This is a genomic window from Vibrio sp. D417a, from assembly GCF_030248595.1.
Taxonomy (GTDB): domain Bacteria; phylum Pseudomonadota; class Gammaproteobacteria; order Enterobacterales; family Vibrionaceae; genus Vibrio; species Vibrio alginolyticus.
Genome location: NZ_JAHGAM010000019.1, coordinates 217172 through 236432, shown reverse-complemented (window position 1 = coordinate 236432; position 19261 = coordinate 217172). Strand labels below are relative to the sequence as shown.

13 protein-coding genes, 5 tRNA genes and 2 rRNA genes are annotated in these 19261 nt (G+C 45.5%); 13 read left to right on the top strand and 7 right to left on the bottom strand.

From position 1 onward, the window contains the following. A 23S ribosomal RNA gene (locus tag KI742_RS18945) occupies nt 1-113 on the top strand; the annotation flags it as partial. A 93-nt stretch (nt 114-206) separates the two neighbouring features. Then, nucleotides 207-323: ribosomal RNA gene (gene rrf, locus KI742_RS18940) — 5S ribosomal RNA — on the top strand. A 91-nt stretch (nt 324-414) separates the two neighbouring features. Here rrf and ilvY read toward each other — a convergent pair. Continuing rightward, nucleotides 415-1305 (bottom strand): HTH-type transcriptional activator IlvY, encoded by an 891-nt coding sequence (gene ilvY, locus KI742_RS18935; protein WP_285385019.1) that lies wholly within the window; start codon nt 1303-1305, stop codon nt 415-417. Nucleotides 1306-1448: 143 nt separating this feature from the next. On the opposite strand from ilvY, the gene ilvC reads away from it, so the two are divergent. After that, nucleotides 1449-2933, top strand: a complete 1485-nt coding sequence (gene ilvC, locus KI742_RS18930; RefSeq protein WP_285385020.1) for a ketol-acid reductoisomerase — start codon at nt 1449-1451, stop codon at nt 2931-2933. Between the two features lie 278 nt (nt 2934-3211). Here the strand turns inward: ilvC and KI742_RS18925 are convergent, their stop codons facing one another. From KI742_RS18925 to KI742_RS18910, 4 genes are all read right to left on the bottom strand, one after another. Then, on the bottom strand, nt 3212-3463 hold the full coding sequence (locus KI742_RS18925) for an accessory factor UbiK family protein (protein ID WP_005379099.1): 252 nt from the start codon (nt 3461-3463) through the stop codon (nt 3212-3214). A 131-nt stretch (nt 3464-3594) separates the two neighbouring features. Beyond that, nucleotides 3595-6717, bottom strand: coding sequence for a multidrug efflux RND transporter permease subunit VmeD (gene vmeD, locus KI742_RS18920; RefSeq protein WP_005379100.1), 3123 nt, complete (start codon nt 6715-6717; stop codon nt 3595-3597). Nucleotides 6718-6729: 12 nt separating this feature from the next. Further along, nucleotides 6730-7836: a multidrug efflux RND transporter periplasmic adaptor subunit VmeC gene (gene vmeC, locus KI742_RS18915; RefSeq protein ID WP_158173543.1), complete on the bottom strand. Its 1107-nt coding sequence runs from the start codon at nt 7834-7836 to the stop codon at nt 6730-6732. 18 nt (nt 7837-7854) lie between these two features. After that, nucleotides 7855-8436 carry a TetR/AcrR family transcriptional regulator gene (locus tag KI742_RS18910; RefSeq protein WP_005384254.1) on the bottom strand — a complete coding sequence of 194 codons (582 nt, stop codon included), beginning with the start codon at nt 8434-8436 and terminating at the stop codon, nt 7855-7857. 170 nt (nt 8437-8606) lie between these two features. Here KI742_RS18910 and rep point away from each other — a divergent pair, with 170 nt between their 5' ends. Then, on the top strand, nt 8607-10622 hold the full coding sequence (gene rep / locus KI742_RS18905) for a DNA helicase Rep (protein ID WP_285385022.1): 2016 nt from the start codon (nt 8607-8609) through the stop codon (nt 10620-10622). 73 nt (nt 10623-10695) lie between these two features. Here the strand turns inward: rep and KI742_RS18900 are convergent, their stop codons facing one another. After that, complete coding sequence (locus KI742_RS18900; RefSeq protein ID WP_005384252.1) at nt 10696-11109, bottom strand: cytochrome c5 family protein; 414 nt, start codon at nt 11107-11109, stop codon at nt 10696-10698. 335 nt (nt 11110-11444) lie between these two features. On the opposite strand from KI742_RS18900, the gene KI742_RS18895 reads away from it, so the two are divergent. The 5 genes from KI742_RS18895 to KI742_RS18875 all read left to right on the top strand — a co-directional run bounded on the left by KI742_RS18895 (nt 11445) and on the right by KI742_RS18875 (nt 12041). Continuing rightward, nucleotides 11445-11521: transfer RNA gene (locus KI742_RS18895), tRNA-Arg, on the top strand. A gap of 33 nt (nt 11522-11554) precedes the next feature. Then, nucleotides 11555-11630, top strand: a tRNA-His gene (locus KI742_RS18890). Nucleotides 11631-11699: 69 nt separating this feature from the next. Beyond that, nucleotides 11700-11776 (top strand) — tRNA-Pro (locus tag KI742_RS18885). Between the two features lie 48 nt (nt 11777-11824). Then, a tRNA-His gene (locus KI742_RS18880) sits at nt 11825-11900 on the top strand. Nucleotides 11901-11964: 64 nt separating this feature from the next. After that, nucleotides 11965-12041, top strand: a tRNA-Pro gene (locus KI742_RS18875). A 338-nt stretch (nt 12042-12379) separates the two neighbouring features. On the opposite strand, the gene KI742_RS18870 is transcribed toward KI742_RS18875, so the two are convergent. Continuing rightward, a complete protein-coding gene (locus KI742_RS18870; RefSeq protein WP_033907401.1) occupies nt 12380-13105 on the bottom strand; it encodes an HAD family hydrolase in 726 nt (241 codons plus the stop codon). Nucleotides 13106-13766: 661 nt separating this feature from the next. Between KI742_RS18870 and KI742_RS18865 the strand changes: the two genes are divergently transcribed. The 4 genes from KI742_RS18865 to KI742_RS18850 all read left to right on the top strand — a co-directional run bounded on the left by KI742_RS18865 (nt 13767) and on the right by KI742_RS18850 (nt 19206). Beyond that, nucleotides 13767-15482, top strand: a complete 1716-nt coding sequence (locus tag KI742_RS18865; protein ID WP_005379108.1) for an ABC transporter ATP-binding protein — start codon at nt 13767-13769, stop codon at nt 15480-15482. Nucleotides 15483-15574: 92 nt separating this feature from the next. Continuing rightward, nucleotides 15575-17128, top strand: a complete 1554-nt coding sequence (locus tag KI742_RS18860; RefSeq protein WP_005379109.1) for an ABC transporter substrate-binding protein — start codon at nt 15575-15577, stop codon at nt 17126-17128. A gap of 147 nt (nt 17129-17275) precedes the next feature. Beyond that, nucleotides 17276-18253, top strand: coding sequence for an ABC transporter permease (locus KI742_RS18855; RefSeq protein ID WP_005379110.1), 978 nt, complete (start codon nt 17276-17278; stop codon nt 18251-18253). A gap of 2 nt (nt 18254-18255) precedes the next feature. Then, nucleotides 18256-19206 carry an ABC transporter permease gene (locus KI742_RS18850; RefSeq protein WP_033907403.1) on the top strand — a complete coding sequence of 317 codons (951 nt, stop codon included), beginning with the start codon at nt 18256-18258 and terminating at the stop codon, nt 19204-19206. Nucleotides 19207-19261: the final 55 nt, after the last annotated feature.

The window sequence follows — 19261 nt, the reverse complement described above, 5'->3', positions numbered from 1 at the left end:
ATACTTTAAGTATCCTAAAGGGTTGTCGTAGACTACGACGTTGATAGGCAGGGTGTGTAAGCGTTGTGAGGCGTTGAGCTAACCTGTACTAATTGCCCGTGAGGCTTAACCATACAACACCCAAGGGGTTTTGATGGACTCAATGAAAGAACGTTGAATGTGTAAGAACGAGAATTAAAAAACAGCTTTCCAGATTAAAGAATTTGCTTGGCGACCATAGCGTTTTGGACCCACCTGATTTCCATGCCGAACTCAGAAGTGAAACGAAATAGCGCCGATGGTAGTGTGGGGCTTCCCCATGTGAGAGTAGGACATCGCCAGGCTTTAAATTTAAGAAGCCCGCTCGAAAGAGCGGGCTTTTTTGCATCTATAGCGTTTTAAAATTAGCTCACTTTATACCTAAAAAGTGGTCATTTACGGTGCGATATATTTGCTCTCTGCAACCTTCCAAAAGGCTTTAACAAGCGGATTTTCCAACTGAGTTTTGTTGCAGCAAACACCAAGTTTAAAAGGTTTAATTGGTAAGACTTTTAAACGATTTATCTTTTCTCTTACTGGACTGTTGTTGATTACAACATCAGGTGCGATACCTACTCCACATCCCAATGCAACCATACTTACGATGGCTTCATGTCCGGAGGTTTGTGCGTAGATCTTTGGCTTTATTTTCATTTGTTTGAGCCAAGTATTGGCCCTGTCCCTTGCCGTTCCTGCTTCTGGGAGTATGAATGGAATGACCGACCAGTCTGGTTTTTCTTTTTGTAGCTCTTCAGCAAACGCACTAACCCCAACAGGTACGATGACAGAAAGTGGGATTTCACTGATCGTTTCAAATGCGATTTTATTTGGCATCTGTTCTGACTTGGCTGATATGGCAATATCGGCTTCATCTGCTAGTATTTTGTCGATCGCTTGAGCTGGATCGCCGGTTGATAGTTTGAACTCAATGAAAGGGTTCTGAATACGAAAGTCAGAGATTAGCTCCGGAAGATGGCTGTAGCTTGCAGTAACAGAACAAAAGAGACGGATTTCTCCTTTCAATTCATCCTCGGTTCCTTTCAGGTGACTCTGATACTGCTGCCATTCGCCAAGAATCTTTAAGGCGACTGGGACTAGCTTTTTACCTTGGATAGTTAAATCAACGCTACGGTTGTCGCGTAAAAACAATTTTTGGCTGGTTTCCTCCTCTAATTTTTGTATCTGTCGGCTTAAGGCTGAAGGGCTAATATGCATTGCCGCTGCGGTCTTGGCGAAACTTTTACTCTCACAGAGATGAATGAAAAGTTGCAGGCTTTTGATATTCATTAAATTTTCATTTCCATGTTGCATAAATTGCAATAACTAATTGTGAATATATCACTTTAAGCAATCTCATGTCTGTTTTAGTATGAAGTTATTCGGTAAGGCAATTACTGACCTCAATGGAAGAATCTCAAAGGAGCACCCAGATGGCTAATTATTTCAATACCCTAAACTTGCGCGAGCAGTTGGACCAATTAGGTCGTTGTCGTTTTATGGACCGCAGTGAGTTCGCTTCAGAAGCGGATTATCTGAAAGGTAAGAAAGTAGTCATTGTAGGTTGTGGTGCTCAAGGTCTTAACCAAGGTCTGAACATGCGCGACTCTGGTCTAGACGTTGCTTATGCGCTTCGCCAAGCCGCGATTGATGAGCAACGCCAGTCATTCAAAAACGCAAAAGACAATGGTTTTGAGGTAGGTAGCTACGAAACGCTAATTCCACAAGCTGATCTAGTAGTAAACCTTACTCCAGATAAGCAGCACACAAACGTTGTTGAGACGGTAATGCCGTTAATGAAAGAAGGCGCAGCACTAGGCTACTCTCACGGTTTCAACGTTGTTGAAGAAGGCATGCAAATCCGTAAAGACCTAACGGTAGTAATGGTTGCACCTAAATGTCCAGGTACGGAAGTTCGTGAAGAATACAAGCGCGGTTTCGGTGTACCGACTCTTATCGCTGTTCACCCAGAGAACGACCCAAAAGGTGAAGGTTGGGATATCGCGAAAGCTTGGGCTGCAGCAACAGGTGGTCACCGTGCAGGCTGTCTAGAGTCTTCTTTTGTTGCTGAGGTGAAATCTGACCTAATGGGTGAGCAAACTATCCTTTGTGGCATGCTACAGGCTGGCTCTATCGTATGTTACGAGAAGATGATTGCTGATGGTATCGATCCTGGCTACGCTGGTAAGCTTCTTCAATACGGTTGGGAAACCATCACTGAAGCACTGAAGTTTGGTGGTATCACTCACATGATGGATCGCCTAACTAACCCTGCAAAAGTGAAAGCATTTGAGCTTTCTGAAGAGCTAAAAGAACTGATGCGTCCGCTATACAACAAGCACATGGATGACATCATCACCGGTCACTTCTCTAGCACTATGATGGCTGACTGGGCAAACGACGATGCAAATCTACTAGGCTGGCGTGCAGAAACAGGTGAAACTGCTTTCGAAAACTACCCAGAAACTGACGTAGAAATCTCTGAGCAAGAGTACTTCGATAACGGTATCTTGATGGTTGCTATGGTTCGTGCGGGTGTTGAGCTAGCATTCGAAGCGATGACGGCATCTGGCATCATCGATGAGTCTGCTTACTACGAGTCTCTACACGAGCTGCCACTTATCGCAAACACTATCGCACGTAAGCGTTTATACGAGATGAACGTGGTTATCTCAGACACTGCGGAATACGGTAACTACCTGTTCGCTAACGTAGCAACGCCGCTTCTACGTGAGAAGTTTATGCCAGCCGTAAATACTGACGTAATTGGTAAAGGTTTAGGTGAAACGTCTAACCAAGTGGATAACGCGACTCTTATCGCTGTGAATGAAACAATCCGTAACCACCCTGTAGAGTACATCGGTGCAGAGCTACGTGGTTACATGACTGATATGAAGCGTATCGCGGTGGGCGGCTAAATGACTGGCCTTAAGGCTCCATTTCGGTGTCGAAGGTGCTCGTTTACTATCGTAAAGTCCGCGCCTTCTCCTAGAAATGAAACCTTAATACAGCGTAATTTACTTAGTCTCAAGTAACGCAGTAGATAAACTCCAGGCAGACTGGAGTGATAAATACAAAATAAAACACAACATCTAATCAAAAGGCTTGGTCGCCGTTGACCAAGCCTTTTTGTTTTTAGCCGATTTATCTGCGCGCCGATAAGAAAAACGCTCCTTTGTGAGGAGCGCTTTGATACTTATTTTTCAGCAAGCTTTTCTTCAAGTTGCGCCAACTTCTGTTCCATTTCTGTTAGCTTTTGACGTGTACGTAGTAAAACTTGAGTTTGAACATCAAACTCTTCGCGACTTACAACATCTAGCTTGTTTAGCTGGCCTTGGATTACTTGACGAACTTTCTGATCGACATCAGAGCCCAATTCTTTTACAGGTTGAGGCATTGAGTCGTGAATCTGTTTAGCAATTTGCTCTAATTTCTTTGGGTCAAACATAGTGGCTAAAACTCCTTTTGATTTGTCCTCATTTTAAGTAAATGATACGTGAAAGTCGCCACTTAGATGGCAAAAAAGAGAGCGGCAATAAAAAAGGCCACCGAAGTGACCTTTTTGAATGCCTTAATAGCTTATCTGTTATCCGCTAATTCACGATGAGCTGCTTTCGCCTCGTCAACTCGCGCTAACTTCTCCAAGTCTTTGTCTTCAACAAATACTGGCAGAGGTTTGTGTTTTTCAGCTAGGTAGCTGTAAATCACAGGTAGTACGAATAGTGTGAACAGTGTACCAATTGCAAGGCCAGCAACGATGACGATACCGATACTGAAACGTTGCGCGGCACCTGCACCTGTTGCGTACATCAGCGGGATCAGACCTGCGATCATCGCTGCAGTGGTCATTAGGATAGGGCGAAGACGCACTTTCGCAGCTTCCATCACCGCATCAATACGAGACAGTTTATTATGTAACTGCTCTTCTTTGGCGACTTCACAGATCAAGATACCGTGCTTGGTTATTAGGCCGACCAGCGTTATCAAACCAACCTGCGAGTAGATGTTCATCGAGGCCGTACCCCAGGCCAATGCGATCAAGGCACCACATATTGCCAGAGGTACAGATACCATGATGACAATAGGATCGCGGAGTGATTCAAATTGAATCGCCAGAACGAGGAAGATGATCGCAAGTGCAAGACCGAAGGTTGCATACAAGGCACTACCTTCCGTTACAAACTGACGAGATTCGCCCATGTAATCGTGGTTATATCCTGCAGGCAGTTTGGTTTGTGCAATATTTTCAAACCAGTCGATTGCGTCACCCATAGCAACACTAGGTGATGGTACTGCACCTACAGTCGCTGAGTTTAGCTGGTTGAAGTGTGGCAAAGAGCGAGGCTCAGCCACCACATCGATAGTAATCAGACTGCCTAATGGAACCGCTTTACCATCCACAGAGCGTACATAGTAGTTCTTCATCGATTCTGGGTTTAGACGCCATTTACGCTCAACTTGAGGTATCACCTCATACGAGCGACCATTCAGGTCGATTCGGTTTACATAACCATCTGCCATCATGGTGCTGAGAGTGATGCCAATGTCTTGCATAGTCACACCGTAGGCACCCGCTTTGTCTTTATCGATCTTGATCTTCATCGTTGCTGAATCGTAGTTCAAATCCAGGTCGGAATAGACAAACATTGGGCTACTTGCAACATCGGTTAGAATATCGCTAGCGATAGTAAACAAGCTCTCGAAGCTATTTGGTGTTGTAATTACAAACTGAACAGGTAGACCTGAGCCTGCACCTGGAAGCTCTGGCATTTGGAATGCAGTGACAGACATACCAGGCACACTTGATACTAGGCCACCCACACGTTTCGTGATTTCAGATTGGCTTGCCTCTCGTTCACTCCAAGGCTTCAATGTTGCTAGGCCAAACGCTTGGTTTGAGTTTGGTACACCATTAAAGACCTGTGCGTATTCCACCTCCGGTTGATCTGAGAGTATTTGGTTTACGTCATCCATGGTATTTTGGATATAGTCCAAGTTCGCGTTTGATGGGGCAGTACCCATCAGCATGACCACACCTTTATCTTCAGATGGTGCTAGTTCGCTAGGAATAAACTTGAACAAGACCGGTAAGCTTGCAAATACAATGATTGCAAACGCAATAACAACCGGACGATGAGCCATTACCGCTTTCAACATGCCTTCGTAACGAGTGGTCATGCCATCAAGGATATGGTGAACTTTTTGCTCAAACTTGCTTGGCTTCTCGTTCGCCTTCAGCATCTTCGAACACATCATTGGTGATAGTGTCAAAGCGATGATGCCGGATACGAATACTGAACCTGCCAGTGTCAAAGCGAACTCTTTGAACAATGAACCGGTGATACCACCCATCAATGCGATCGGCGCGTACACTGCACCTAGCGTCAATGTCATCGCGATAACTGGAACCGCAATTTCACGCGTACCAATAATTGCAGCTCGGAATGGCGATTCCCCTTCTTTGATGTGACGGTCAACGTTTTCTAGTACAACGATCGCGTCATCCACCACCAGACCGATGGCAAGCACCATCGCCAGTAGCGTCATCAAGTTCCAAGAGAACCCCATTGCCTGCATCACCATTGCCACACCAATCAATGAAAGTGGAATGGTCACGATAGGAATGATTACCGCGCGGAATGAGCCCAGGAACAGTGTGATAACCACAAGTACGATTACTGCTGCTTCAAGAATCGTTTTCACTACTTCGTGAATCGATTCGTTGATGGCGATAGTTGAGTCGTACATTACGTTCATTTTGATGTTACTTGGTAGGTTGCGCTCAAGCTGAGGCAACAGTTCAAGTACGTCTGCTGCAATGTTGATTGGGTTAGCACTTGGCGCTGCGTTGATCGCTGCAACCACAGCTTCTTGACCGTTTGCACTTGCGCGATAAACGTCGTGACTCTTCTCTAGCGTTACTTTAGCGATATCACCTAGGCGGATGACATCCCCTTCACCAGTTTTCACGACTAATGCTTCAAGTTCAGCAACGTTTGATACCTGAGTATCTGCGCTACCGTTATAAAGCACGAACTCACCCGTCGCTTGACCGGTTGCAGATTGGTAGTTGTTGGCGTTAAGAACGCTCATCACATCGGTTGCGGTCAACTTCAAAGCGCCCATTTTGGCAGGATCTAGCCATACGCGCAGTGCGTACTTCATACCACCATACAGGTCAACTTTGGACACACCGTTTACGGTGAACAACTGCGGGTTGATTACACGCTCAAGGTAGTCAGTGATCTGGCTTGAAGATAACTCGTCACTCGTAAAGCCGATGTACAGTACCGCCGTTGTCGAACCTGTCGACATGGTTACGGTTGGGTCTTCGGCTTCTTTTGGTAGCTGTGAACGTACCGAGTTGGTTTTCGCCAGAATGTCAGACAACGCCGCATTTGGGTCAGTATTCAACTTCATGTTGACAGTAATGGTCGATTTACCCAGTACCGATTGCGAAGTCATGTAATCAATATTATCGGCTTGCGCTACCGCTTGCTCCAATGGCTGAGTAATAAAGCCTTGGATCAAGTTGGCACTTGCACCGTAGTAACTGGTGGTCACGGTGACCACCGTATTCGTCATTTCAGGGTATTCACGAACCTGCATTTTGAACACCGCTTGCAAACCAAGCAATGCAATCAAAAAGCTGATCGATACCGCTAAAACTGGACGTTTTATAAAAACATCTGTAAAGCGCATGATGCCTCCAACTTAAAGCATTGGTGTTTCAGCAGGTGGGGTAGTTGCATCGCTTTCGACAATGCTTACTTTCGCATGGTTACTCAAACGGACTTGACCCGATGTCACCACTACATCACCTGGCTTCACGCCTTCTAGAATGTGTGCGATATCTTTAGAGCGTTCGCCAACTTTTACCACATGCTGCTTAACGCGTTTTTCGCCATCTTCTTCTGTTACGATGTAAACATTGTCGCCATACAGCGTAAATGTGATCGCGGTTTGAGGTAGCGTGACCTGATTTTCTAATTTAGGCAGAATGATGTTTGCACGCGCGAACATACCACTACGTAGTTTGCCGTCACTGTTAGGGATATCCGCTTGAACTTGAATCAAACCACTTTGTACGTTTACAGCTGGTTCAATCGCAGAAATAGACCCTTTGAAAGGTTGGTCTGGATAAGCGTCAACAAAGATATCCACTTCTTGATCGATATTGATACGTGAAATATCGGTTTGTGGCACGGTGAAGCGCAAGCGCATCACGCTGGTATCTTCAAGGCGAACAATGTCGGTGCCCGCCTGTAGGTACTGACCGAGGTACACGTTACGAATACCTACCACACCATCAAATGGCGCTTTGATTTCGCGTCGGTCGATGGTCGCTTTCAGGCTTTCAATGTCTGCTTTTAAGGAGAAGTAGTTTGCTTCTGCTTCGTCATACGCTTCTTTAGAAATAGAGCCTTTTTTGAATAGGCCTTGGTAGCGTTTGTATTTCGCTTCTGCCGCTGGCAACTTAGCTTGCGAGCTCTTCAAATTTGCTTTTTCGACTTCAGAATCAAGCAACACTAATGGCTGACCCGATTTAACTTGAGCACCGGAATCAAACGCGATTTTATCGATAACACCGCTGGTCTCATTTGCTACCGTCACGCCTTGGTTTGGCTCGATAAAACCAATTGCTTCGATGACTGGTACCCAATCCACCGCTTGCACTTCTGTCACGGTTACTGGGAACTCAGGTTCAGGACGGTTTGCCATGTATTCAGCGATCTTTTGTTGCTTAAATAAATTGAAACCTATCACGCTGCCGAACAAGAGAACGGCGATAAGTAACATAAAGAAAGTCCACTTTTTCATTCTATTAAGAACTCCAAGTTAGTGTTTAATAATTGCATCCCAACTGGCTTCAATAGCGGCCTCTAATGCCGTCTTATCCAGTTGATAAAATCCCAAAGCGTGTTTCCGAGCAAGTGCAACACTTGCCTCAAAACTCAATCCAGAAAGTACTTCGTTATCGAGAAGCTTGAATACTCCCTCGTCTTTGCCCTGATTGAAAAGAAGATCTACTTGGGCAAACATTTGTCTCTCAAGTTCCCGAGCTTTGCTACTATTTGAACAGGGTAAAGACTCATATTGGACTCGGTTGCTGATCGCACTTAAGTTCGAGCTCGCTAGATTCCAAATATTGAGCCACATGGTTCGATAACGCTGTTTTAAAGGCATCTCTTCACTAACACCTAGTTGCACCGCAGTAGCAACACGCTTAGCAACGTTAAGGCGTAGTTCCTCTAAAAGATGTTCTTTATCTGAGAAATAACGGTAAATCGTCCCTGCTGCGACACCTGCCTCATTGGCGAGCTTTTGCATGGAAAGCCCTTGAAAGCCAGATTCAGCAATGAGTTGTTCAGCAGCGACTAAGATTTGTTCTCGTTTATCTACAGCAGGGTTATCCTTCATAATGTCACCCTTTAGTGAATGAACGTTCATTCATTATAGCTTAAATACCCGCCATTTATGCAACAGAATATTGCACTTAATTGGTGTAAAAATTACAAGAAATCAGCATAGCTTTCACGAGGCCACCCCTTTATCATAGGCGCCACATTCATCACCCGCAGAGAATTTCTATGAAGCTGAACCCTAGTCAAGATGAAGCCGTGAAATACGTGTCTGGTCCATGCCTAGTGCTAGCTGGTGCTGGCTCGGGCAAAACTCGTGTTATTACCAATAAAATCGCTTATCTGGTTCAGCAATGTGGTTACAAAGCGCGTAACATTGCGGCGGTGACGTTTACCAACAAAGCAGCACGTGAAATGAAGGAGCGTGTAGGTCAAACGCTAGGGAAAGGTGAGTCTAAAGGTTTGATGGTATCAACATTCCACACTTTAGGATTGAACATCATCAAGCGTGAGCACAAGCATTTAGGGTTGAAAGCGGGCTTCTCACTGTTTGATGACCAAGACCAGCTAGCTCTGCTCAAAGAGCTTACTGAAAAGCAGCTTGATGGTGATAAAGATCTGCTACGTCAGCTTCTGAGTTGTATTTCCAACTGGAAAAACGACATGTTGACGCCAGAGCAAGCCAAAGCGCGTGCGCAAGGTGAACAGCAACAATTGTTTGCGTTCTGTTTTGATATGTACCAAAAGCAAATGAAAGCCTATAACGCGCTCGATTTTGATGACCTAATTTTGATGCCCGTTTTACTCTTACGTAATCATGAAGATGTTCGTCAGCGTTGGCAGAATCGTATCCGTTACCTACTGGTTGACGAGTATCAAGATACCAACACGAGTCAGTATGAGCTGGTCAAATTAATTGTCGGAGAACGTGGGCGATTGACTGTTGTAGGGGATGACGATCAGTCTATTTATTCATGGCGTGGTGCGAAACCTCAGAACCTCGTGTTGCTGGGTGAAGATTATCCGAATTTGCGTTTGATTAAGCTAGAGCAAAACTACCGTTCAACGAGTCGAATCCTGCGTGCGGCCAACATTTTGATAGCTAACAACCCTCACGTCTATGAGAAGTCCTTGTTCTCTGAAATTCCTGACGGTGAAAAACTCAAAGTGTTGTTGGCTAAAAATGAAGAGCACGAAGCAGAGCGAGTAACGGGTGAACTAATTGCGCATAAGTTCCTAAACCGTACCGAATATAAAGATTATGCGATTCTATATCGTGGTAACCACCAATCACGTTTGATTGAAAAGTCTCTGATGCAAAACCGTGTACCGTATAAAATTTCTGGCGGCACCTCGTTTTTTGCGCGCGCAGAGATTAAAGACATCATGGCGTATTTGCGCGTTTTGGTTAATCCGGATGACGACAATGCATTTTTGCGCATTGTGAACACTCCGCGACGTGAAATTGGCCCAGTAACGTTAGAGAAATTAGGCAGTTATGCCAATATGCGAGGCAAGAGCCTGTTTGAGTCGAGCTTTGAAATGGGGCTCGAACAGCACCTAACGGGACGTGGCCTAGAAAACCTGCGTCGTTTCACCCAATGGCTAGTGGCGATTGCTGATCAAGCTGAGCGTGGTGATACCGTCGAAGCGGTTCGTTCGCTAGTTCGTGATATCCATTATGAAGATTGGCTATACGAAACTTCAGCAAGTCCGAAAGCCGCTGAAATGCGAATGAAGAACGTTTCTGATCTTTATTCATGGATAGTGGCGGACCTAGAGGGTGACAACTACGATCAAGAAGAGAAAACGTTAAAAGAAGTCGTTCAACGTTTGACCTTGCGTGACATGATGGAGCGCGGTGAAGAAGATGAAGACAGTGATGCAGTACAACTGATGACCTTGCACGCATCAAAAGGCCTTGAGTTCCCATATGTATACTTAATTGGGTCCGAAGAAGGTATTTTACCGCACCAAACCAGTATTGATGAAGATAACGTGGAAGAAGAGCGTCGCCTGATGTACGTTGGTATTACTCGCGCGCAACGTGAACTGACTTTCACTATGTGCAAAGAGCGTCGGCAGTTCGGCGAGTTGATCAAACCGACTCAAAGCCGCTTTTTGGATGAGTTGCCATTTGATGACGTTGAATGGGAAGTAAACAAAAAGCCAGTATCAGCAGAAGAGCGTATGGCGAAAGGTCAAGCACACATTGCCAATATTCGAGCAATGTTTAAGAAGTAAAGTAACCTTGTTCTCACTGACTAAAAACAAAAAGGCTTGCCAACTGGCAAGCCTTTTTCGTTGATGTCTTTACTTATAGACCTTCAATCATGTGGTCAATTGCTGCGATGATTTCATCGTCAGAACAGTCCATACAGGTTCCTTTGGCTGGCATCGCATTGAAGCCTTCTAATGCGTGCTTCACTAACGTATCTTTGCCTTGTGCAATACGTGGTGCCCAATCATCGGCATTACCTGTTTTAGGTGCGCCGTTTACACCAGATGCGTGACAAGCAATACAAAAAGTACCATAAACTGTGGCGCCATCACGTGGACCGGTTGGTTCTTCTTTCACTGGCTCAGAACCTGCTAGATAAACATCACCGACAGGTTGGATGCGTTCTGCGATCGCATCGTATTCAGTTTGGCTGATGTCAGAAGCTAAAGCTGCCGTAGAAAACGTTAAGGCAGCGAACAAAACGCTAATCATTTGTCGAGACATATCCATTAAACCCACTTCACATTCCCGAGGTAAGTGACTTACCTATTTATATAGTTAGAGTATTAATGCCGAGCAGAGAAATCATTAAATTCCACTGAATGGCATAGAATGATTAGACAACTTGGTTGCAGCTGTTAAATCAATGTAAATAATGGGTGATTATATCCCGATAACTTGTTGCAATAAACAACAAGTTATCCATGACAGGGCGTGAATCACATCAAAAATCCACTTTAACGGAAGATAACTGTCGAAAAAGAGACCAAACGATAAAAAAAGTAAAAAAAGTACTAGACGGCATAGTGTGATATCCGTATTATTCCACTCCGCCGATAGGGCATGCGCCCGTAGCTCAGTTGGATAGAGCGTTGGCCTCCGGAGCCAAAGGTCGAAGGTTCGAATCCTTTCGGGCGTACCATTGCCTCGGAGGATACATCGGTAAAAATCAGTGGTGGCTATAGCTCAGTTGGTAGAGCCCCGGATTGTGATTCCGGTTGTCGCGAGTTCAAGTCTCGTTAGCCACCCCATTCTTTCTTTTTTAGATTGAATGCGGTAGCATTGCTCCCAATCTTGATTCAATCAAGATAAAACATCGTCGGTGAATAGCGCAGCTTGGTAGCGCATCTGGTTTGGGACCAGAGGGTCGGGGGTTCGAATCCCTCTTCACCGACCACTATTTAGTTTATGGCTCGAATAGAGCGGTAAACAGCAAAAATTGATGGTGGCTATAGCTCAGTTGGTAGAGCCCTGGATTGTGATTCCGGTGGTCGCGAGTTCGAATCTCGTTAGCCACCCCATTAATTAAGGTGACTTCTTAGTTGAAGTGTCCTGTCTGATTTGAGAAAATCAGCAAATACAGTTCGGTGAATAGCGCAGCTTGGTAGCGCATCTGGTTTGGGACCAGAGGGTCGGGGGTTCGAATCCCTCTTCACCGACCACTATTAGAAAGCCTGCTTTTTAGCAGGCTTTCGTCGTTTTAGAGTTTATGATCTCGCTTGGACTGTATTAGTCGGTAATGTATCAATGGATTTGAACCCAAGTGGGGTTCGCCTGAAGTTAGAATTCGGCTCTTCACCGACCGCTATTTAGAGCCTCAGTCGAAAGACTGGGGCTTTTTTGCATCTCTCCTGAAAAGAATCGGCATTCCATTTCAATTTTTCCCAAAAGTGTACAGCTCTAGGGGCTTTTGACCACCTATGATCTAAATGCTTTTCGAGCTGACAAAATAAACCCCAGAGCAGTGTCTGGGGGTTTGTAGTTTTCTAATCCGCTGCTTTTATTGGGCGAGTGTTTTAAGGATTTCTTTTACTTCTACCGTTTTTTGGATTTCAAAACTTGGCGTTATATCCGTTGAGTTACTTGCGCCTGTCGCATTCACCCACACACTCAAAATGCCCATATTGTTAGCGCCAGCAATGTCAGCAGGTAAAGAGTCGCCCACGTGTAGAGCCTCTTCTGGTTTTACTTCGACCAAGTCGAGCGCTTTTTGGAAAATACTTGTAGCAGGTTTCTCTTCTGGCTCTTCTCCTCCCACAATAATATGGTCCACCCAGTTGCTCATTTGTGTCGCGTTTAATTTAGGGTGTTGAGAAAAAATCGGGCCGTTAGTGATCACGACGAGTTTGTAATGTTGACGAAGGTCGCTGAGCATTTCTTTTACACCAGGGAAGAAAGTGAACGCGCCCATACGTGCAGAGTCAAAGTAGTCTTGAGCTTGTTGAGCCTCTTTTGCAGTGATGCTGACGCCTTGCTCCGCCAAGATGTTTTGGATCAGGCCACAACGGAAAGCATTTTCATCGGGTAGCAGAGCCACAAGGTGAGGGAACTCAGCATTCAGCTTTTTGTATACACCCTGCAAGTAGCGCTGCAAAAACGCTTTTGGCTCGGTAACTTGTGGGTAGGTCTTATGAATCCAAGTTGTAAACGCTTGTCCTGCAACTTTATCGGCTTGTGACGTTGCACATAAAGTCTCGTCCATATCAAAAAAAATCGCTTTAAGCACAGGAGCTCCTTTTATTTACGGCTTGGCTTTGACACTGTTCATCTATTATCCCACTCTCAATTGTGTCGTAAAGGGTTAAAATCGGCGAGTTTTCTTATGACGTACGAATGAGGATAGCGGTACTTTCCTTTGCTTAGTCAATAAACCGCTTAAGTGGCGCATAATCTGCGTTGGAGCAGGATTTGTGTGGTTTTGCTGTTTTGTTCACGTTTTGACCGATCCTTTCTCTTCCTAAGTTTGGCTTTTTGTATTTGCCGACTATTTTATTAATAGTTTTTTATGTTGAAAAAACACTTTTTGCATATGATATTGTTTGTTAAATGTTAATAAATGCACATGAATAATATGGTTAATGATCTTGTTTAGCTCATGTTTACTTTTAGAGCATTTTTCTAGTTTTATTGGTGCATGACGCACAAAAATAGTGTGATATGAAAATGGTTAAATACTTGTTAATGCATTTTTATTCGCTAATTGTGCGTTTATTTAATGTTTTTTCGGCGGAATATACTTTAATTGTTGCTTTTTTGTGTGATTTTTGCCAAATTATTTCCGCATTAAGATTTCAGAGTATTATTCTGAATTTGAACGGATTCATTCAGGTGATGAATGGTGCCTTTGGCATGATTCGATACCACAGACAAGGCAGTAGAGGTCTGAAATGTCACTATTAGAAGTGAAAAACCTTCGTATTGAATACCCATCCCGACACGGCGTTCACGCTGCCGTGAAGTCACTTTCTTTTCATATTGAACGTGGTGAAATCGTGGGTGTTGTTGGCGAATCAGGTGCGGGTAAATCCACCGTTGGTAACGCCGTTATTGATTTGCTTAGCCCTCCAGGTCGCGTTGCTAGCGGTGATGTATTCTTGGATGGAGAAAAAATTTCTGGCCTATCACCAGAAGCGATGCGTAAGGTTCGCGGCTCGAAAATAGGTTTTATTTTCCAAGATCCGATGACCTCGCTCAATCCACTTTTTACTGTTGAGCAACAGCTGAAAGAGACGATCCACGCTAACATGAAGGTCTCTGATGAAGAGGCGTATCAGCGCGCGCTTTCTCTTATGCAGCAGGTTGGTATTCCTCAACCAGAAAACCGCTTAAAGCAGTACCCGCACCAATTCTCTGGTGGTATGCGTCAGCGTGTTGTCATTGCCATTGCTTTGGCTGGTGAGCCTGATCTCATCATTGCGGACGAACCAACTACGGCGTTAGACGTTTCTATCCAAGACCAAATCCTCAACTTGATCCGCGAGCTGTGTATCAAGAACAATGTCGGCTGTATGTTGGTTACTCACGATATGGGTGTCGTCTCCAACGTCACCGATCGCGTGGCGGTAATGTATCGTGGTGACTTGGTGGAGTTTGGACCAACAGCCAAAGTATTGGGCGATCCTGATCATTCTTATACTCGCAGTCTAATTTCAGCGGTACCACGTTCAGACAGAAAGCTAGATCGTTTCCCGTTAGTAAGCTATATCGAAGAAGCGGCGGAAATGGAGCCACTCGATATCAAGAACCACTGGTTAGGACAAAGCCAAGATGAGCGTGAGTACACTGGCCCGCTTTTGGACGTGAAGAACGTCAATCTTCGCTTTGTGACCAAAGACTCTTTGTTCGAGAGCCGCCGAGAATACGTGCAAGCATCTAATAATGTGAGCTTTGAAGTGCACGAAGGCGAAACCTTTGGTTTGGTGGGCGAGTCTGGTTCAGGTAAATCGACCATTGCACGTGTGATTGCTGGTTTATACCAACCTAACTCTGGTCAGGTGAAATTCGAGGGCATTGACCTGACCGCTTTAACCTCTGAGAAAGAGCGCCGCCCGATGCGTCGTCAAATGCAGATGGTGTTCCAAAACCCATATACTTCAATGAACCCTCGTATGAAGGTATTCGATATTATTGCTGAGCCAATCCGTTTCCATAAATTGACGAAAAACGAGTCGGAAACTCGCCAAATCGTGAATGACCTATTGGATCATGTTGGTTTGGGTCGAATGGCTGGGCTTAAGTACCCTCATGAATTCTCCGGTGGTCAGCGTCAGCGTATTTCTATTGCGCGTGCGTTGGCGACTCGTCCTCGACTTTTGATTTGTGATGAACCGACCTCAGCACTGGACGTATCGGTACAGGCACAAATTCTAAACTTGCTGAAAGATCTGCAAAGTGAGCTGAACTTGACTATGTTGTTTATCAGCCACGATTTACCTGTTATTCGTCAGATGTGTGACCGAGTAGGTGTGATGCAAATGGGTACACTTTTAGAAGTGGCACCAACAGAACAGTTATTCACGGCACCTCAACACGAATACAGCAAAAAATTGATTTCTCTGATGCCGGAGTTTACTGGCTTGCGAGAAGAGATCGAAACGGCATAAACCAAGCAATTCGCTTGGCTAACCTTTAGTCATAACAAAGACGCAAACACAACAACAAGGGATCCGTATCCCCGCATGAAGGAGTTATGCAAATGAAAACCATGAAAAGCAAATTAGCAGTGGCGCTAATGGCTGCGGGCCTAAGCTTTAACGCAATGGCAGCAGATATCAAAGTTGGCTATGCAGCTGACCCAGTATCGCTTGACCCACATGAGCAGCTATCAGGTGGCACACTGCAAATGTCACACATGGTATTTGATCCGTTGGTTCGCTTTACTCAAAAAATGGATTTCGAGCCTCGCCTAGCGGAAAGCTGGGAACGTATTAACGATACGACTGTTCGTTTCAAACTGCGTGAAGGTGTGAAATTCCATTCTGGCAATACTCTAACGGCTGACGACGTCGTGTGGACGTTCCAGCGTTTACAAAGCTCTCCTGACTTTAAAAACATCTTCGACCCGTACGAAAAAATCGTCAAAGTTGACGACAACACGTTCGATCTTGTAACTAAAGGTCCTTACCCACTAGTGTTGCAAACCGCAACGTACATTTTCCCAATGGACAGCAAGTTCTACACTGGCAAAACTGCGGACGGCAAAGACAAGTCTGAGTTAGTGAAGCACGGTAACTCATTTGCATCGACTAACGTATCTGGCACGGGTCCATTCATTGTGACTTCACGTGAACAGGGCGTAAAAGTGGAATTTGAACGCTTTAAAGATTACTGGGACAAAGAGTCGAAAGGTAATGTTGATAAGCTAACACTTGTGCCAATCAAAGAAGACGCAACTCGTGTAGCAGCGCTGCTTTCTGGCGGTGTAGACATGATTCACCCTGTAGCGCCAAACGACCACAAACGCGTTGAAGATGCTGACGGCATCGACCTCGTCACGCTGCCTGGTACTCGTATCATCACGTTCCAACTAAACCAAAACAGCAACGAAGCATTGAAAGACGTTCGCGTTCGCCAAGCGATTGTTCACGCAATCAATAACGAAGGTATCGTGAAGAAAATCATGAAAGGCTTCGCAACGGCTGCTGGTCAGCAAAGCCCGGCAGGTTACGTAGGTCACGATGACAAGCTAGTACCTCGCTACGATTTGAAGAAAGCGAAAGAACTGATGAAAGAAGCGGGTTACGAAAACGGCCTGACGCTAACGATGATCGCACCAAACAACCGTTACGTGAACGATGCGAAAGTAGCACAAGCGGCGGCGGCAATGTTGTCTAAGATCGGTATCAAGGTTGATCTGAAGACCATGCCAAAAGCGCAGTACTGGCCTGAGTTCGACAAGTGTGCGGCAGACATGCTGATGATCGGTTGGCACTCAGATACAGAAGACTCAGCGAACTTCAACGAGTTCCTAACTATGACTCGTAACGAAGAAACCGGTCGTGGTCAGTACAACTGTGGTTACTACTCAAACCCAGAAATGGACAAAGTGGTTGAAGCTGCGAACGTAGAGACGGACCCTGCGAAACGTGCAGAAATGCTGAAGGGCGTAGAAGCGACACTATACAACGACGCAGCATTCGTACCGCTACACTGGCAAAGTGAAGCATGGGGCGCGAAGTCTAACGTGAAAGCGGCAGATATCGTTAACCCAATGGTAATGCCTTACTTCGGTGACCTAGTGGTTGAATAATCACGGTTAGTCTACTTTGAGGAGGGATGGATTTCCCTCCTCAACTTAAAGCACTCGACTCAATTTTGTTTCAGTCGGATTGAGTTGGTTATTTAGACTGAATTTTCTCTCTAATTTAGAGATCTATGGATAGTTAAGGGGCAAGGAATGTTTTCGTTTCTGGTCAAGCGCCTGTTTCAGGCACTGATAGTGATGTTTGTGATCAGTTTGGTGGCGTTTGCCATTCAGGACAACCTGGGTGATCCGCTGCGTGAGCTTGTAGGTCAGTCGGTTTCGGAATCGGAGCGTCAAGCGCTACGCGACGACTTAGGCCTGAACGATCCCTTTATCACAAAGTATACGCGCTTTGTGGGTAATGCACTGCAAGGTGATTTGGGTACCTCATATTTTTTCAAGCGACCTGCGGTTGAGGTGATTCTCGACAAGCTGGTGGCTACATTAGAGCTCGTGTTTGGCGCGACGCTTATCATCATTGTTTTCTCTATTCCGCTTGGGGTGTACTCTGCGATTCATCCTAAGAGTGTTTTTACCAAATTTGTCATGGCGATGAGCAGTGTCGGTATCTCGATTCCGGTGTTCTTAACCGCAATCATGCTGATGTATGTCTTCTCCATAGAACTCGGTTGGCTGCCTTCCTACGGGCGGGGCGAGACCGCTAATGTGCTCGGTTGGGAATCTGGCTTCTTTACCATTGATGGTATCAAGCACCTCATCCTACCTTGTATTGCGCTAGCGTCTATCATGTTGCCGTTGTTCATCCGCTTGGTGCGTTCAGAAATGCTGGAAGTTCTGAGTTCGGAATACATTAAGTTCGCCAAAGCAAAAGGTTTGAACTTACAAAAGATTTATTACCAACATGCACTTAAGAACACCATGCTACCAGTATTGACAGTAGGTGGTGTGCAGATTGGTACCATGGTGGCCTACACCATTCTTACTGAAACCGTGTTCCAATGGCCGGGCACTGGCTTCCTTTTCCTAGAGGCAATCAACCGTGTAGATACACCGCTGATCACTGCCTACGTTATCTTTGTTGGTCTGATCTTCGTGGTAACCAATACCATCGTTGACTTGCTGTACGGCATCATCAACCCAACTGTGAACCTAACTGGAAAAGGAGCTTAATCATGAGCCAATCAAATTTAACACCAGCTCCTGCTCCATCAGCGTGGCAGCGTTTCAAAGAGTCAGATTTTCTGTATTACTTCAAACGCGACAAAGTGGCGATGGCGAGTTTTACCGTCTTTATGATGTTCTTAGTATTGGCATTGGCTGCACCGATTCTTGCGCCAACAGACCCGTACGATCTGACGTCTATCGACATCATGGATTCTGAGTTGCCACCTTCGTGGATGGAAGATGGCGATGAACGCTTTGTGTTGGGTACTGACGAGCAAGGTCGCGATATTTTATCGACCATTCTTTACGGCTCTCGTCTGTCTCTAACCATCGGCTTCCTGGCGGTTGGTCTTCAGTTGGTACTGGGTATCATCATTGGTTTGTCGGCGGGTTATTTCGGCGGCCGTATCGATAGCTTCTTGATGCGTTTTGCAGACGTACAGTTGTCGTTCTCGACCATGATGGTGGCGATCATCGTGTCAGCTATCTTCAAAGCCAGTTTTGGCAGTGATTTTTACAGCCAATATGCGGTGGTCATGCTGGTGGTGATCATCGGTGTGGCAGAATGGCCGCAATACGCACGGACTATTCGTGCCTCGGTATTGGCAGAGAAGAAGAAAGAATACGTCGAAGCGGCGCGTGTGATGGGCTTTAAAGCTCCGCGAATCATGTTCCGTCACATTCTGCCAAACTGTCTATCGCCAATCTTGGTTATCTCGACGGTACAGGTAGCGAACGCAATCATGTCGGAAGCGGCGCTGTCATTCCTAGGTTTGGGTCTGCCAGTCGATCAGCCGTCACTGGGTGCGCTAATCAGCATCGGCTTTAACTACATCTTCTCTGGTGCATGGTGGATTACTGCTTTCCCAGGCATCGTGCTCGTAACATTGGTTTTGGTTATCAACCTGTTGGGAGACTGGCTACGTGATGTATTCAACCCGAAACTGTACAAAGGATAAGAATTTTCCCACCAAGCGTTGTAAATTCGCTTAATTCCTTCCTAAACTGAGAGCC

Coding starts and splice junctions, on each gene's coding strand:
- ilvY (WP_285385019.1), bottom strand. CDS start 1,305: ATGAATATCAAAAGCCTGCAACTTTTCATTCATCTCTGTGAGAGTAAA.
- ilvC (WP_285385020.1), top strand. CDS start 1,449: ATGGCTAATTATTTCAATACCCTAAACTTGCGCGAGCAGTTGGACCAA.
- KI742_RS18925 (WP_005379099.1), bottom strand. CDS start 3,463: ATGTTTGACCCAAAGAAATTAGAGCAAATTGCTAAACAGATTCACGAC.
- vmeD (WP_005379100.1), bottom strand. CDS start 6,717: ATGCGCTTTACAGATGTTTTTATAAAACGTCCAGTTTTAGCGGTATCG.
- vmeC (WP_158173543.1), bottom strand. CDS start 7,836: ATGAAAAAGTGGACTTTCTTTATGTTACTTATCGCCGTTCTCTTGTTC.
- KI742_RS18910 (WP_005384254.1), bottom strand. CDS start 8,436: ATGAAGGATAACCCTGCTGTAGATAAACGAGAACAAATCTTAGTCGCT.
- rep (WP_285385022.1), top strand. CDS start 8,607: ATGAAGCTGAACCCTAGTCAAGATGAAGCCGTGAAATACGTGTCTGGT.
- KI742_RS18900 (WP_005384252.1), bottom strand. CDS start 11,109: ATGGATATGTCTCGACAAATGATTAGCGTTTTGTTCGCTGCCTTAACG.
- KI742_RS18865 (WP_005379108.1), top strand. CDS start 13,767: ATGTCACTATTAGAAGTGAAAAACCTTCGTATTGAATACCCATCCCGA.
- KI742_RS18860 (WP_005379109.1), top strand. CDS start 15,575: ATGAAAACCATGAAAAGCAAATTAGCAGTGGCGCTAATGGCTGCGGGC.
- KI742_RS18855 (WP_005379110.1), top strand. CDS start 17,276: ATGTTTTCGTTTCTGGTCAAGCGCCTGTTTCAGGCACTGATAGTGATG.
- KI742_RS18850 (WP_033907403.1), top strand. CDS start 18,256: ATGAGCCAATCAAATTTAACACCAGCTCCTGCTCCATCAGCGTGGCAG.